The sequence below is a fragment of the Pseudomonas sp. MF09150 genome (assembly GCF_059862355.1).
On the sequence record NZ_JCBCUS010000008.1, the window covers coordinates 73,671 to 88,213 of the forward strand.

17 protein-coding genes are annotated in these 14,543 nt (G+C 64.0%); 5 read left to right on the top strand and 12 right to left on the bottom strand.

Annotation, left to right across the window (positions count from 1 at the left end; all coding sequences use genetic code 11):
* Nucleotides 1-16: 16 nt before the first annotated feature.
* Nucleotides 17-871: an SDR family oxidoreductase gene (locus tag AC19YX_RS26235; RefSeq protein ID WP_500607357.1), complete on the bottom strand. Its 855-nt coding sequence runs from the start codon at nucleotides 869-871 to the stop codon at nucleotides 17-19.
* Between the two features lie 87 nt (nucleotides 872-958).
* Between AC19YX_RS26235 and AC19YX_RS26240 the strand changes: the two genes are divergently transcribed.
* Both AC19YX_RS26240 and AC19YX_RS26245 read left to right on the top strand, forming a co-directional pair.
* Nucleotides 959-1,381 (top strand): winged helix-turn-helix transcriptional regulator, encoded by a 423-nt coding sequence (locus AC19YX_RS26240; RefSeq protein WP_500607358.1) that lies wholly within the window; start codon nucleotides 959-961, stop codon nucleotides 1,379-1,381.
* A 149-nt stretch (nucleotides 1,382-1,530) separates the two neighbouring features.
* The gene (locus AC19YX_RS26245) at nucleotides 1,531-1,941 is read left to right on the top strand and encodes a GFA family protein (RefSeq protein WP_078468565.1); all 411 of its coding nucleotides are present in this window, start codon (nucleotides 1,531-1,533) and stop codon (nucleotides 1,939-1,941) included.
* A 464-nt stretch (nucleotides 1,942-2,405) separates the two neighbouring features.
* Here the strand turns inward: AC19YX_RS26245 and AC19YX_RS26250 are convergent, their stop codons facing one another.
* From AC19YX_RS26250 to AC19YX_RS26295, 10 genes are all read right to left on the bottom strand, one after another.
* Entirely contained in the window at nucleotides 2,406-3,818 is a 1,413-nt protein-coding gene (locus AC19YX_RS26250; RefSeq protein ID WP_078468564.1) for an aldehyde dehydrogenase family protein, read from the bottom strand.
* A gap of 10 nt (nucleotides 3,819-3,828) precedes the next feature.
* Nucleotides 3,829-4,872: a homoserine dehydrogenase gene (locus AC19YX_RS26255; protein WP_500607359.1), complete on the bottom strand. Its 1,044-nt coding sequence runs from the start codon at nucleotides 4,870-4,872 to the stop codon at nucleotides 3,829-3,831.
* Between the two features lie 466 nt (nucleotides 4,873-5,338).
* The gene (locus AC19YX_RS26260) at nucleotides 5,339-5,776 is read right to left on the bottom strand and encodes an Lrp/AsnC family transcriptional regulator (RefSeq protein ID WP_078468562.1); all 438 of its coding nucleotides are present in this window, start codon (nucleotides 5,774-5,776) and stop codon (nucleotides 5,339-5,341) included.
* Between the two features lie 22 nt (nucleotides 5,777-5,798).
* On the bottom strand, nucleotides 5,799-7,178 hold the full coding sequence (thrC, locus tag AC19YX_RS26265) for a threonine synthase (protein WP_500607360.1): 1,380 nt from the start codon (nucleotides 7,176-7,178) through the stop codon (nucleotides 5,799-5,801).
* A gap of 16 nt (nucleotides 7,179-7,194) precedes the next feature.
* A complete protein-coding gene (locus AC19YX_RS26270; protein WP_078468560.1) occupies nucleotides 7,195-8,085 on the bottom strand; it encodes a LysR substrate-binding domain-containing protein in 891 nt (296 codons plus the stop codon).
* 42 nt (nucleotides 8,086-8,127) lie between these two features.
* Nucleotides 8,128-9,576, bottom strand: coding sequence for an amino acid permease (locus AC19YX_RS26275; RefSeq protein ID WP_078468559.1), 1,449 nt, complete (start codon nucleotides 9,574-9,576; stop codon nucleotides 8,128-8,130).
* A 150-nt stretch (nucleotides 9,577-9,726) separates the two neighbouring features.
* Nucleotides 9,727-10,998, bottom strand: a complete 1,272-nt coding sequence (locus tag AC19YX_RS26280; RefSeq protein WP_500607361.1) for a cystathionine gamma-synthase family protein — start codon at nucleotides 10,996-10,998, stop codon at nucleotides 9,727-9,729.
* A gap of 185 nt (nucleotides 10,999-11,183) precedes the next feature.
* Nucleotides 11,184-11,543: a hypothetical protein gene (locus AC19YX_RS26285; RefSeq protein ID WP_500607362.1), complete on the bottom strand. Its 360-nt coding sequence runs from the start codon at nucleotides 11,541-11,543 to the stop codon at nucleotides 11,184-11,186.
* Between the two features lie 24 nt (nucleotides 11,544-11,567).
* Nucleotides 11,568-12,077, bottom strand: a complete 510-nt coding sequence (locus AC19YX_RS26290) for a hypothetical protein (protein ID WP_500607363.1) — start codon at nucleotides 12,075-12,077, stop codon at nucleotides 11,568-11,570.
* 82 nt (nucleotides 12,078-12,159) lie between these two features.
* On the bottom strand, nucleotides 12,160-12,678 hold the full coding sequence (locus AC19YX_RS26295; protein ID WP_500607364.1) for a hypothetical protein: 519 nt from the start codon (nucleotides 12,676-12,678) through the stop codon (nucleotides 12,160-12,162).
* 176 nt (nucleotides 12,679-12,854) lie between these two features.
* Between AC19YX_RS26295 and AC19YX_RS26300 the strand changes: the two genes are divergently transcribed.
* A complete protein-coding gene (locus tag AC19YX_RS26300) occupies nucleotides 12,855-13,388 on the top strand; it encodes a DinB family protein (RefSeq protein WP_500607542.1) in 534 nt (177 codons plus the stop codon).
* Here AC19YX_RS26300 and AC19YX_RS26305 read toward each other — a convergent pair whose 3' ends face one another.
* A complete protein-coding gene (locus AC19YX_RS26305) occupies nucleotides 13,389-13,700 on the bottom strand; it encodes a hypothetical protein (RefSeq protein ID WP_500607365.1) in 312 nt (103 codons plus the stop codon).
* A gap of 148 nt (nucleotides 13,701-13,848) precedes the next feature.
* Here AC19YX_RS26305 and AC19YX_RS26310 point away from each other — a divergent pair, with 148 nt between their 5' ends.
* Both AC19YX_RS26310 and AC19YX_RS26315 read left to right on the top strand, forming a co-directional pair.
* Entirely contained in the window at nucleotides 13,849-14,085 is a 237-nt protein-coding gene (locus AC19YX_RS26310) for a YceK/YidQ family lipoprotein (RefSeq protein ID WP_238596103.1), read from the top strand.
* Between the two features lie 95 nt (nucleotides 14,086-14,180).
* The gene (locus AC19YX_RS26315) at nucleotides 14,181-14,543 is read left to right on the top strand and encodes a YceK/YidQ family lipoprotein (protein ID WP_238596102.1); all 363 of its coding nucleotides are present in this window, start codon (nucleotides 14,181-14,183) and stop codon (nucleotides 14,541-14,543) included.

Below are 14,543 nucleotides of genomic sequence, written 5' to 3' on the forward strand. Positions count from 1 at the left end.
TGCCCGGCGCTGGCCCTCAGCCCTTGAGCGCAGTTGCCACCGAGTCGGCGATCGGCGTGGTGCCGCGCCCAATCAGCCGGCTCAGTTGCTGGCCGTCATCGAACAGCGCGCCCTTGGCCGCCGCCGCGTCGGAGTCGGCCAGCAGTACGGCGAACCCTTCGGTCAGGCCAATGCCCAGCAGCGCAGCCTGGTACTCCTCCTGGGATAGATTCTGATACACCAGGGGCTTGCCGGACTGGCGAGCGGTTTGCGCCACCAGTTGCTCAAGGGTGTAGGCGCTGTCGCCGGCCAGTTCGTAGACGCGCCCGGCCTGGCCTTCGCTGGTCAGCACCACGGCGGCGGCCTCGGCGTAATCAGCACGAGCCGCCGAAGCGATGCGGCCCTGGCCGGCGGCGCCCAGCAACACACCGTGCTCCAGGGCCGTGGGCAAACCGGCGCTGTAGTTTTCGCTGTACCAGCCATTGCGTAGCACCACATGGTCCAGGCCCGAGGCGCTCAACGCCTGTTCGGTGGCGAGATGTTCCGCCGCCAGCCCCAGGGCCGAGGTGTCGGCACGCAGCACACTGGTGTAGGCCAGCAGCTTCACCCCGGCGGCCTTGGCCGCATCAATCACCGCAAGATGCTGCGCGGTGCGCTGGCCGATTTCGTTCGAGGAAATCAACAACAGACGCTCGACGCCGGCCAAGGCCGTAGCCAGGGTTTGCGGCTGGCTGTAATCGGCCTGGCGCACGGTGACACCCAGCGCAGTCAGGTCCCGGGCCTTGAGGGGGTCGCGCACCAAGGCCAGCACTTCGCTGGCGGGCACCCGTTGCAATAACGCATCGATCACCAGACGACCCAACTGTCCGGTTGCACCTGTGATAGCAATCATGGGGAAAATCCTTGTGTGAAGACGAGAGAGCGCCCACCCTATCGCCCTGGCTAACTTTTAGTAAGTACGTACAAAAAGGTAAGTACCATGAGCGTTTCCGAAGACCTGCCCCTGCCCTTGAGCGCCAAGCTGCGACGCGGCGAACTGATGGACGCCCACTGCCCGTCCCGGGATGTGCTCAAGCACATGACCAATCGCTGGGGCGTACTGGTGCTGGTGGTGCTGCTTGGCGGCACCCAGCGCTTCAGCGACCTGCGGCGCAAGATCGGCGGGGTCAGTGAAAAAATGCTCGCCCAGACCCTGCAAGGCCTTGAAGGCGATGGCCTGGTACACCGCCACTCGTTGCCGGTGGTGCCACCCCATGTTGAGTACAACCTCACACCCCTGGGCCAGGAAGCTGCGCAACGGGTCGAGGCGCTGGTGGACTGGATCGAGGAAAAACTGCCGTACATCATGAGCTTTCGTCGCGAGCGCGAGGCCGACGCACTCGAGAACGACGCCGAGGCTTAGCCGAGGCTTAATGGCGGAAAACTCCCACTCGCCGACCGTTCCCGACCTTCTGTAGCACGCGGGCGGCGACTAGATTGAAGCCCCCGCCACCGGCCACGGAGCTACAGTGACCGGGCCTGCGGACCAAGGTTTATTCAAGGGAGAACGGCATGACTGACCAACACAAAATTCACCAGGGCAGCTGCCTGTGCGGCGCGGTGCGCTACCAGATCAACGGGCCGCTGAACGATGTACTGAACTGCCATTGTTCGATGTGCCGCAAGCTGCACGCAGCCGCGTTTCGCACCCGGGCCAAAATCGCCAGCGCGGATTGGACCACCACCGCCGGGGCGCAGTTGATCACCTTTTACGAATCATCCCCAGGCGAGCACAAAGGCTTTTGCTCACGCTGCGGTTCCAGCCTGCTAACCCGTTTCGACACACAGCCCGAGATTCTCGGCGTGCCTCTTGGCACCCTGGACACCGACCCCGGCGTGCGCGCCAGCCGCCATGTGTTTGTCGCCAGCAAGGCGCCCTGGTTCAGCATTACCGACGACTTGCCGCAGCATCCCGAGTATTGAAAAAGCTGTTGGGGGTAACGGTAAAAGATGCGGTGTTTAGCGTCTTGTAGCCGCTGCCGCAGGCCATCTGAACCGCCGCAAATACACCTGACACTCCACGGCGCCCTCAAGGGCCAGCGCAGCCTCGTTCCTCGGCAGCGGCTACAGAAATTCAGACGAGCCTAGGCGAGGCACCGAGTGGTGGGGCAAGAGCGCTTTGGTTACTTTCGCGCTTTTCGAAAGTGACCCGCCGTAAGGGCAGAACCTATACCCGCCACACCCGCAGCAACGGATATGCACACCCAAAAAACCGAGGCGCCAGGTTTCAGCGCCGCTACGCGACCCAGCGGGAGCAAGCTCCCTCGCCACAGGGGCTGGACGGCCAGCGCAGCCTCACAGGCTCAGCAGCAGCCACACAAAAAAACACCGGGCAGGTGACCAAACCTGCCCGGTGCGCAACGACCGTTGACCTGGAACCGTGACCGCTAACCCAGGGTGTTGAGGCACACCACTTTGGGTTGGGTCATTTCTTCATAGGCGAAACGCACGCCCTCACGGCCCATGCTGCCGTACTTGGAGCCACCGAACGGCATGGCGTCGAAGCGGTAGTCGGATGAGTCGTTGATCATCACCCCGCCCGCCTCGATGCGTCGTGCGGCGCTCATGGCGGTGGCCAGGTTCGAGGTGAAGATCCCGGCATGCAGGCTGTATTCCGGTTCGTTGGCCAGTTCGATGGCTTCATCGAAGGTCTCGAACGGCTCCAGCACCACCACCGGGGCGAACACCTCGTTGCGCCACAGGCGGCTGGCGTGATCGACGTTTTCCAGCACCGTGGCGGCGTAGCACGAAGCCTCGCGCCGGTGCCCGCACAGCAGGCGTGCGCCCTGCTCCAGGGCTTCGTTGACCACCTGTTCGGCATTCTGCGCCGCTTGCACGCTGATCATCGGCCCGATGTCGCTGCTGGCCAGCAACGGGTCACCGGTCACCAACTGCTGCGCCAGGCTGACAAAACGCTCGCGGAACGCCTCGTAGATCGAGGCCTGGATCAACAGGCGCTGGGTGCCGATGCAGTTTTGCCCGGCGGCCCAGAAAGCGCCGGACAGGCAACTGTCGACCGTCGCCTCCAGGTCGCAATCGCCCATGACAATCACCGGCGCATTGCCGCCCAGGTCCATGGCCAGCTTTTTCAGGCCGGCGCCGCGGGCGATCTGTTCACCGGTGACAAAACCGCCGGTGAAGGAAATCATCCGCACCTCACGGGCCGCCACCAGGGCCTTGCCCAACTCGGCACCGCCGGTGGCCACCGTGACCACCGATGGCGGCAGGCCGGCCTCGACCAGGCACGCCACCAGCTTGAGGGCCGACAGCGGCGCCAGCTCCGACGGCTTGAGAATCACCGCGTTGCCACCCGCAATCGCCGGGCCGAGCTTGTGGGCCACCAGGTTCAACGGATCGTTGTAGGGGGTGATGGCCACGATCAGCCCCAGGGGCTCGCGGGAGAACCAGCCCTGGCGCGACTCGGAACCTTCGTAAGCATCGAACGGCACCACTTCCCCGGCATTACGCCGGGCTTCCTCCGCCGACAGCTTGAGGGTGTTGACGCAGCGCTTGACCTCCTTTTGTGCCTGCTTGAGGGTCTTGCCGGCCTCGTCGACGATCAACCGGGCAAAGGCCGGGGCGTCGCGTTCGACATTCAGGGCCGCCTGTTCGAGGATCTGCGCGCGGCGATAACGCGGCAACCCGGCGCACACCCGCGCGCCGCTGCGCCCCTGTTCCAGCAACTGCGGAACCTGGGCGGCACTCATGTCCTCGACGCTGCCCACCAGGCTGCCATCAAAGGGGTTCAGTACATCAATCGGCGATTCGACAACCGCCAGGGCCAGACGCGATAGGTTCACAGGCCTTCTCCTAGTGCTGCGCAACGCGGCGGTGGATGGCGATGATGTCCGAGAGCAGAGCGAACGCGGTTTCCATGCGCCCGGCGCCCGGTCCGGAGACCGTGACCGCGCCCAGCAGCTCGCTGTTGAACGACACCGCATTGGTGGCGCCGCTGATCCCGGCCAGCGGGTGATCGTTGCCCAACAGGCGCGGCTCGACGCTGGCACTCACCGAACCATCGGCGTGGCGCGTGGCGGCGCCGATCAGTTTCCAGCGTGCGCCGTCGGCGCGGGCCTGTTCGATGTCGGCCAGGTCGAGGGCGGAAATACCGTTGCAGCTGACATCGCTGACGGTGAGTCTGGCGCCCAGCAACTCGTTGGCCAGGATCACCACTTTGAGGCGTACGTCATGCCCTTCGACATCAGCCGTCGGGTCGGCTTCGGCGTAACCCAGGACCTGGGCTTCCTTGACCGCCTCGGCAAAGCCCAGGCCGCCTTCCATGCGGGTCAGGACGTAGTTGGAGGTGCCGTTGAGGATGCCCTCGAAACCGCTCAGTTCGCTGCCGGCCAGGGTCTGCTTGGCGAGGCGGATCACCGGGGTTCCGCTCATCACCGCACCTTCGTATTCGAAGCCGACGTCATGGCGCTGGGCCAGGGCCTTGAGCTCTGGACCGTGCAGGGCGATCGGGCCCTTGTTGGTGGTGACCACGTGCTGGCCGTTTTCCAGGGCCCAGCGGCAGAACGACGTGGCCGGCTCGCCGTCCACCGGGTTGGTGAAGGTGGCCTCGGCAATGATGTCGGCGCCGGAGTCTTTGATCACTGCCGCGTTCTGCGCCTCGGCGCTGCCGCCCGGCAGTTGGGCAAAGGCCCCCTTGACCGCTGGCAGGCGTGCCAGCACCCCGGCATCCAGGCCTTCGCGGCCGATCAGCGAGCCGAGGAACAGGTCGGTCACGCCGACGATTTTCAGGGTGAAGCCGAGCTCGGTTTTCCAGCGCGCATTGCGCTCGGCAATCAGTTGGGCCAAGGCCCGGTTGACACCACCGAAGCCCACCAGCGCAAGTTTGTATTCAGTCATTTTGTTATGGCCCTTGATCCGGGTGAGGGGTTGTTGGGCACTAGATTAGGGACGCGGCCAGGGCAGTGAAATAGGCCAATTTGCTCTATTTATTGAGCGTTTTGACCAGGGCGCGGACGTGTTCCGGGCCGGGGCACCTGTAGCCGCTGCCGATAGGCTGCGCTGGCCATTGAGGGCGCCGAGGAGCGTCAGGTACAGGGCGGGTGGTTGGGTTCGCAGGCTCGATAGCGGCGTGTACCGTGGCGAGCGCGAAACGGGCCCAAAACAGATACCGCGTGCATTCAGGCAGAAACGGGTAGCAGGGTTTGCGGCTGCTGCGCAGCCGAGCGGGAGCAAGCTCCCTCGCCACAGGTCGGTTGCCGCTGGGCTGCGTGCGGACGCGGGCTCTGCAAAGCGATGCGGTCGCCTGATGCGTCACCGGCGTATGAGAGGGCCAGCGCAGGCTGCGCCTTTTAGGCAATCGGGGTTAGACCACCGAGGACAACACGAAGGAGGTCACGGTGTTTTCGACGCCGGGCAGCGCGGCGATGTCGTTCCAGACTTGGTGCACGCCCTGGGCCGAGGCGGCGCCGACGCGCAGCATCAGGTCGAATTCGCCGCTCATCACGTCGCACTGGGTGACTTGCGGCATGGCGCGCAGGGCTTGCAAAACTTCGGCGCCGCGCATGCGGTCGTAGCGGTAGACGAAGATCACCGCATTGATCGTGGCCGATGCCTGCCGCCCTTCCCCTTCACGCACGGTGTAACCCTGGATCGCACCGTCGCGTTCCAGGCGCTCGATGCGCTGGCGCACGGCGTTGCGCGACAGGTTGACCTTGGCCGCCAGCTCCGCATGGGCAGCCCGGGCATTGAGCCGCAGCTCGGCGATGATGCGCTCATCCAGCGGGTCGAGAATTCGCTTCACAGAACCTCCCGGTGCGGCGCGTTCACAGCGCGCCCAGCCGTTGATGAATGATGTCCAACTGGTCCGGACGCAGCCGATACACTTGGTCCGACGCCGAGGTCGATGTCACGGGCCGGGCCGGCGGTGCCGGGATCTCCAGCTCGGCCAGCAACAGCGCCGACTTGCCCGGGCAGATCTCGCCCAGGGTCACCATCGGCGCCACCAGGCTGCGCCGGTACAGGCGCGCCGCCAGCACTCCGGTGGCGGTGTGCGGGTCGATGACGTAGCCGGTGTCGCGGTACAACGAGCTGATCTCCTCCAGGGTCTGGTCATCGCTGACCGCATAGGAGTCGATGATCATCCGCGCCTGCAGCCAGAACTCGTTGCCGAGGGTCATTTCGCCGCACGCTTCGAACGCCGCCATCAAGCCGCTGACCGCCTGGCCGTCGTGGCCGTAGAGTTCCCAGAGGAAGCGCTCGAGGTTGGAAAAGATCGACAGGTCCATGGCCGGCGACAGGGTTTTATTGGCCCGCGAACGGGAGTAGTGATTCTTCAGGAACAACTGGTGCAGCGCGTCATTCTGATTGGTGGCCACGATCATCTGAGTGATCGGCAGGCCCATCTTCTGCGCGATGTAGCCGGCATAGACTTCAGCGAAACTCGCCGCCGGCACGCTGAACCCGATGGGCCGCTGGCCGCCCCCCAGTTGCAGCACCGCATGAAAATAAAACACCAGCTGCGCCAGTACCCCGACCCAGTTGCTGGAGTTGAAACTGATGGCTTCGTAGCCCGCGCAGGGCCAGTGCCGGAACAGCTGGCTGACGATGGTCTGGCACTCGTCAAAACTGCCCTCCAGCTCGAACCGATGCACCCGGGGGTGGGCCACCGCCTGCAACTCCCGCAACTGCTGCGCCGGCACCGCCGCAGGTGGATAGAACACCACGACCTGGACCTGCTCGCAGTGCTTGAAGGCGTCGATGGCCGCCAGCCCGGTATCGCCATTGCTGGCCCCCAGCACCACGCCGCGACGCTGGCGTTTACCCAGGAAGTACTGCACCAGCTGCGCCTGCAGGCGCGCGGCAAAATCCTTGGAGGACCGAGTCGGCCCATGGAACAGCTCCAGCACCCACTCGTTGCGGTCGACCTGATGCAAGGGCGCCACGGAACGATGGCTGAAACCGCTGTAGGCCTGTTCCAGCAGTTGCCTGAGATCGGCGTCGGGGATGGACTCGCCCACAAACGGGCGGATCACCCGATAGGCCAGCTCGGGGTAGGCCAGGGTCGACCAGTTGCCGATGTCCTGGGGGCTGAACAGCGGCAGTTCCAGGGGCACGAACAGCCCGCCGTCGTCGGCTATTCCGGACAACACCACCTTCTCGAAATCGGCCTGCAACGCCGAACTCCGTGTACTGACATAACGCATGGGTGGCTCCAGCCATCTATTTGAAACGGTGTGCCTGCTCAACCAGCCAGGTGGAAAACATCACGGCATCGGGGTGTTGATCGGCCCCGGAACCGCGTACCAGATAGAACGATTCGCTGGCTTCGATGCGCTGGGTAAACGGCTCGATCAAGCGCCCGTCAGCCAGCATTTCATCGACCATCGACGAGCGCGCCAGGGCTATGCCCTGCCCCAGCTCGGCCATGCGCAGGGTGGAAATCAGGGTGTCGAACTGCATGCCGGTGGACGAGTCCACGCCCTCGGCGCCGACCATGTTCAACCAGTAGCCCCAGCCCTCTTCGTAACCCAGCACGTGCAGCAGCGGATGCTCGCCCACGTCTGCCGGCACCCGCAGCGGCGAGCGCGCCATCAGCGCCGGCGAACACACCGGGAACAGCGTGTCCCAGGTCAGGCGCTGGGACACCAGCCCCGGCCATTGACCGTGGCCCCAGCGGATTTCCATGTCGTCCTCGCCGTCCAGTTCCTTGACCCAGATATTGCTGATGTAGCGGATATCGACGTGGGGATGGGCCTGGCGAAAATCCACCAGCTTGGGCGCCAGCCAGTGCACGAAAAACGACAGGCTGCCGCGCACCTTGAGCGGCCGGCGCTTGTGCTGGCCGAAAATTTCGTTGGTGCCCACCGCCAGCCGGGTGATGGCGTCCTGCACCACCGGCAGGTAGGCCTGGCCCTCTTCGGTCAGGCCCAGGCCCCGGGGCAGGCGCTTGAACAGCGCCACCCCGAGGTGACTTTCGAGCTGGCGGATCTGCTGGCTGACCGCGCCCTGAGTCAGGAACAGTTCCTCGGCGGCGTGGGTGAAGTTCAGGCAGCGGGCCGACACCTCGAAGGCCCGCAGCCAGTTCAGTGGCGGTAATGTCTTTTGCTTCATGACCCGAACCTCATTGACGCCCCCGACACCGAACGCGCGTGTTCAACCCGTGGAGCGCGCCTGGAGCGCATCTGCCGGGTGTGCCGAGGAAGCAAGCGACAAGCGTCGCTCGCGGCTGGTGCGGGTAATGTAATACACGAAATAGCACCAGGCGATGAACGGCAAACCGAAGTACAGGGCCACGCGCTGCTCCGGGTCGAAGGCGATGCCGACACAGGCCAGGGCGCAGCACGCCAGCGCTCCCAGCGGCACCCAGGGGTAGCCGCGAACCCGGAACTTGAGGTCGCGGATATCCCCGCCATTGGCCACATAGTGCCGACGAAAGCCGATCTGGCTGGCGGCGATGCTCATCCACACCACCACCACCGCCAGCCCGGAGATCGACACCAGCGCCAGGTAGATGGTGTCGGCGGCGAACACGCTGCTGAGCAACGACGCGGCGCCGCCGGCCATGCTCACGATGATCGCGTTGAGCGGCGTGCCCATGCGGGTCAGGGCCGAGAACTGCTTGGGCAGGTGGCCCTGGTCGCTCAGGGTCCAGAGCATGCGCGAGGCGGCATACAGCCCGGAGTTGGCGGCCGACAGCAGCGCGCTGATGATCACGAAGTTCATGATGTCAGCCGAGTACGGAATGCCGATGTAGGTGAACACCGTGACAAACGGGCTCTCCACCAGGCCGGCCTGCTCCCGGGGCAACAGGGTGGCGAGGACGAAGATGGTGCCGACAAAGAAGATCGCCAGGCGCAGCACGGTGGTGCGGATCGCCCGCGGCACATTGCGCTGCGGGTCCTTGGTTTCACCGGCGGCGATGCCGATCAGCTCGGTGCCGGAAAACGCGAACGACACCGCCAGCAAGGTCATGGCAATCGGCATGAAACCGGTGGGGAACAGGCCCTCGCGGGTGAAGTTGCCAAGGCCGATGCTGTGCACCTGATCGATCTGCAACAGGCCGAGAATCGCCCCGCCACCGATCAGCAGAAACACCACCACGGTGATCACCTTCACCAGCGACAGCCAGAACTCGGTCTCGGCAAACAGGCGTACCGACACCACGTTGGTCAGGAACACCACCCCGGCGAACAGCGCGCTCCAGATCCACACCGGGGTGTCGGGAAACCAGCGCGACATGAGAATGCCGGCGGCGGTGAATTCCGAGCCGATGGCCACGGTCCAGGTCAGCCAGTACAGCCAGGCCACGGTGTAGCCGGTGCCCGGGCCGAGAAAGCGCGTGGCGTAGGTGCTGAAGGAGCCGGTTTCCGGCATCTGCACCGCCAGTTCGCCCAGGCACATCATGACCATGTAGACCATCAGCGCGCCGATGATGTAGGCGATCACCGCGCCCAAAGGACCGGCCTGGTTGACGGTGTAACCGGAGGTCAGGAACAGCCCGGTCCCGATCACGCCGCCCAAGGCCAGCATGACGATGTGGCGGGTCTGCATTTCCTGCTTGAAGCCGCTGCGCGCGGCGATTTGTTGTGGGGTACTGGACATGATTTTTCTCATGAAAGGGGTCAGGGCAAGGGTCGACGTCTGCGTCACAGACACGGGCAGAAATCAAAGGCGATGCCGACAGGTTTTTATTTTTTTTGGCTCTTCATGGAGAACTCACGGCGACCTTGCCGTGAGGGGGTGTGGCTGAACTCAGTTGGCGGCCTCAACGCAGGGTTCGGCCAGGGATGTCTGGACCGCAGCGTCCGGCTGCAGTGAACGTCTGACCCAGGCGAAAGCCTGCTTCAGGTCGGCGAGCAGATCGTCGGTGTCTTCAATGCCCACCGAGACCCGCACCAGGCCTTCGGAAATGCCCAGGGCCAGGCGTTCTTCGAGGGTATTTTCAACGTGGCTGGTGGTGCGCGCCGGACCGTAGATGGTTTCCACCGCCCCCAGGTTGCCGGCGCAATGGGCATAGCGCAGGCGCGGCAGCAGCAGCTTGACCGTGTCCATGCCGCCCACCAGCACAAAGCTGACGATGGCGCCAAAGCCGCGCATCTGCGCACAGGCCACGGCGTGATTCGGGTGGTTGGGCAGCCCCGGGTAATTCACCGACTCCACCAGCGGCTCGCTGCCCAGGAACTCAGCCAGGGCCCGCGCGCTATGCTGCTGCTGGCGCACGCGCAGGGCCAGGGTCTTGATGCCGCGGATGATCAGGTACGCCGAAAACGGGTCGAGGGCGGCGCCGTTGATTTCCCGGTAGTGCCGCACCTGGGCCATCAGCGTTTCGCTGCCACACACCAGGCCGCCCAACACGTCGCCGTGGCCGCTGAGGAACTTGGTGGCGCTGTGGATCACCACGTCCACCCCCAGGGCCAGGGGGTGCTGGTTCAGCGGTGTGGCAAAGGTATTGTCGGCCACCACCAGCGCACCGACCTGTTTCGCCGCGGCCACCAGGCGCTGGATGTCGACGATTTTCAGGGTCGGGTTGGTCGGGGTCTCGAGGTACAGCACGTCGCAGCCCTTGGCGATTTCCCGTTCGATCTGCTGATGGTCGAAGGTTTCACACAGGGTCACCGCCACGCCCATGCGCGGCAGGAACTCTTCGAAAATCTTGTTGGTGCCGCCGTAGCTGTCCTTGGTCGAGACCACCCGTTGGCCATGCTGCAAAAAGCTGTAGAGCACGCTGCTGATGGCGGCCATGCCACTGCTGAAGGCCACGGCGGATTCGGCGTTTTCCAGGGCGCAGAGCTTGGCTTCCAGCACCTCCACCGTGGGGTTGCTCATGCGGCTGTAGATAAAGCCCGGTGCCTTGCCCAGCGCCACGTCGTACCACTGGTCGATGTCGTCGTAGCCGTAGGCGGCACTGGCGACAATCGGCGTCTGGGTGGCGTTGTAGGGGTGCTTGACCTGCTCGCCGCCCCAGACCACGCGGGTCCCGGTGCCGGCAGAGTGCAGCCCTGTGCTTTCAGGTTTCTTATTCATGGTGAAGGCTCACGCTAAAGGGCGCGCAGTCAGGGACTGCGCTGGATCTGCGGGCCAATATAGAGAAAAGCCCACGCCCCGAGAAACGATGTTATCGGGGCCAAAGGGGCGGTTTTTTTAATGGCTGGAAGGAGCCATGCACACGTCTGGAGTCAGGCCCCATTCCCCCCTCGGGCAAGGGTTGTTCAAACGCCGAGCTGCACGGCTATCCACTGCGCCACTTGCTGCCGGATGTCGGCCAGCGCCGAGACATGGCCCACAATCACCCGCTCGGATTGCCCCTCTTTGTCGAGGTAAGAACACAGTGGCTGAATGTCCTCGTCGAGCACCACCCTGAAGGTGTCGCCCGTGCGTTCATGTTTGGCGGAGAAGATCGGATTGCCGTCAAAAAACGGCTGGCCATTGGCGAACGTGGTCCTGTAGTACGGCGTTTTCATCAGGTTGGCGTCTGCCTGCCGGCGCTTGATTTCAGCCTGGAAAAACTCGCTGAAGTGGCGCTCCAGCGCCTGGTAGACGGCGGTATCCGTCCGGTATTCATCGAACATGTTGTGCCCCTTGCTCCTGCTGCCTCACGACGCGGACCTCAAGATCCGCTGCACTTCCCTGACCACTCCCGGGTCGCGTTTTGCATGGCGGGCAATGACATCCAGCCCCAGGGCCACGCCCTCTTGACCTTCGGCGCTGGCGCTGCGAAAGACCTTTTTGAAAAAGGCCATGGCCTGGGATTTTTCATAGTGCCGGGCAATCAGATCACCCAGGACCCAACATCCGTCCAGGGAGGTGTAGCGAGGGTAGTTTTCGCCGGCCACCTGCAACAACGCCTGTCGTTGTGCCAGCGACAACTGGTGCATGTCGGCGGCCAGGTTCACCAGGAAATACTCGATGCCGCGCTTATTGAACAACGCATCGACCGTGAGTATCTCCAGCAGCAGGGCAAAACCCGCGTCGGGGTAATGCTCGTGACTCAAGGCCAGGCTGGCATGCTCGATGGCCAGTGCCTGCACGCGCTTGCCGACCTTCTTGCCGGTGGTGGCGTACAACGCGGCCCTGATGGTTTCTACTGCGACTGCGTCTTGCACAACGCGCTCCTTGGTTCGTCATGGACATCCGGATCAAGCACTTTGATTTCAGGCAGGCATACCGCTGATGGATAACGGCCGCTCAGCGATACTCCAAGACCCGGGCCCAGTCGCCCAGGCCTTGGGCGAAGGTCCGGTCCGCGTGCAATGAGGCAACCGCATCACGGTACAGCGGCATCCCGGCGATTGCCTGCTCATCCTCGACACTCAACACCACCGCCTTACCCTGCTTGCGCTCAAGCACATACTGTTGCCCTGCCCCATAGTCATAGGCATCGACGATAGCGCTTTCGGCTGCGCTCAAACTGGCGGGCGTGGCCTCGGAGAAAAACATCGCGAAATCGGCAAGCGCATACAGGTAAAGGTTTTTCAGAATCTCGGCGGTGCCTGCGCCCTGCTCATCGACCACTGCTGCGTCTATGGCAGCGTCCAGGGCCTGCGTGTTCAAGGTCGCAGCTCCCGCCGCCAGGCAGCCCCAGGCCAGGTCGATAAAGCGATGCGCCTGCTGCGGCAGTGCGATGCCCTGCCCTTCAAGCCAAAAACCCAACCTGTCGAAGGCCTTGAGCAGGACAAACAGCGCCACCTGTTCCGAGTCGTTCACCGTGTTCCCTCATCAACGTTTGGCGCGCAGGATAATTGACTGCGCCTGATCGCGTCCCGCGAATGATCGCCCGCCTGGCCGGCCTTGAAAAAAAGGCGCTTATTTCTTGCGCCGCGATCCTGGGCGAGGCCAAGCTGTCGCCCTTGCCCAGCGACCACGACCTGCAGGACTGCACCATGACCCGCACCGAACACCTGTGCCTGATGGCCCACTACAACCAGTGGATGAACCACAACCTGTACACCGCGGCGATGACCCTGCCGGACAGCGCCATCGCCCTCGATCGCCAAGCCTTTTTCGGCTCGATCCTCGGGACCTTGAATCACCTGCTGGCGGGTGACATCGTCTGGCTCCAGCGTTTTGCCGGACACCCGGCGCGGCACGAGGCACTGGAACCGCTGCGGCAGATGGCGCCGCCGGTGAATCTCAAGGCGTTGCTGGCGCCCGACATTCGGGCCCTGTGGCAACAGCGTCAGGCACTGGACCAGGCGTTGCTCGACTGGACCCAGGCCCTGAGCGAAACCGACCTCGACCACGACCTGCAGTACCGCAACCTGCAAGGCGAAACCGGCGCGCGCAACCTCTACGCCCTGCTGCTGCATTTTTTCAATCACCAGACCCACCACCGGGGCCAGGCCACGACTCTGCTGACCCAGGCCGGGGTGGAGGTGGGTGATACCGACCTGGTGGGGTTGATCCCCGCGCGCTGATCAGCCTGCAGCCAGGCGCCCGAGCAGCAGCGGCAGCGCGCTTTCGCGCCAGAACTGCGGGGAAATGCCGCCGCTGCTCATGCCGCCATGGGCGAAGGTTTCGACGAAAAAATGGGTTGGCGTCGCCAGGGGTTTGCCAGTCAGCCGCTCGAACGCCTGGGTGATCGAATCCTCAAGTTCTGCCGCCGTTGCCGGCAGCGGCGTATCGGCAAAATGCGCGGCCATGGCCCGCCATAAATACGGGTCGCCGCGCAGGCCCCAGGGCATGGGTTCTTCGATAAATAACTCACCTGTGGTGCGGTAAATCGTCATCGCCAGCCAGCTCCCCGGTGTTAGTCGTTGATTGAGGGCGAACAATCTAGCGTCAAGCCCAGGCTTCTGCGACCATGCGCGCGGAAAAAACCGCTCGCTAAGGAATGGCCTCATCAAAACGCTCAATATCCTGCTCGTGCTCTGCCTGGTGTCCCTCACCGGCTGCGGCACCTTTATTGCCCGCCTCAGCTCCAACGCCAGCGGTTCGGGGACCTACCAGGGCACCTCGGCCAACGTCGCGCTGCTCACCACCTACGGCGCACGCGGCTACGACGGCTACGCCACGATCTTCTGCTGGTTCACCATCGTCTGCCCGGTCGTGGCCATCGTCACCTTGCCGGCCGATGTGGTGGTCGACACCGTGATGCTGCCCGTCGACGCCTGACCCGCGTTCAACCCGTTGCTCGCCCGGTGCTGCGCCGGGTGTCTTGCTGTCCGGCCCTGCTCCCTGGAAACCTCATCATCAAGATTCTCGCCCGCTTGCTACTGCTCAATACGCTGCTGCTTTCCGGCTGCGGCACCTATATGGCCCGGGTTCCGGGGACCTACGACTGGCGCGACGACCGCTATTACCGTGGGACCAAGACCAGCGCCCAGCTGCTCACCGGGTATGAGATGGGCTACGGCAAAATCCTGCGGGGCATATGCTGGGTCACGGTGGTGTGCCCGGTCTATATCGTCGTCACCCTGCCGGCGGATGCGCTGATCGACACCGTGCTGCTGCCTTACGATGCGGTCCAGCCAGAGCGGCCAAAAATGCAGCCCTATGACTACGACCCCGCCCCCGTGGCCCCGCTGACGCCCGAGGAGATATACGAGCTGCAGCACCCATCGGAACACTGA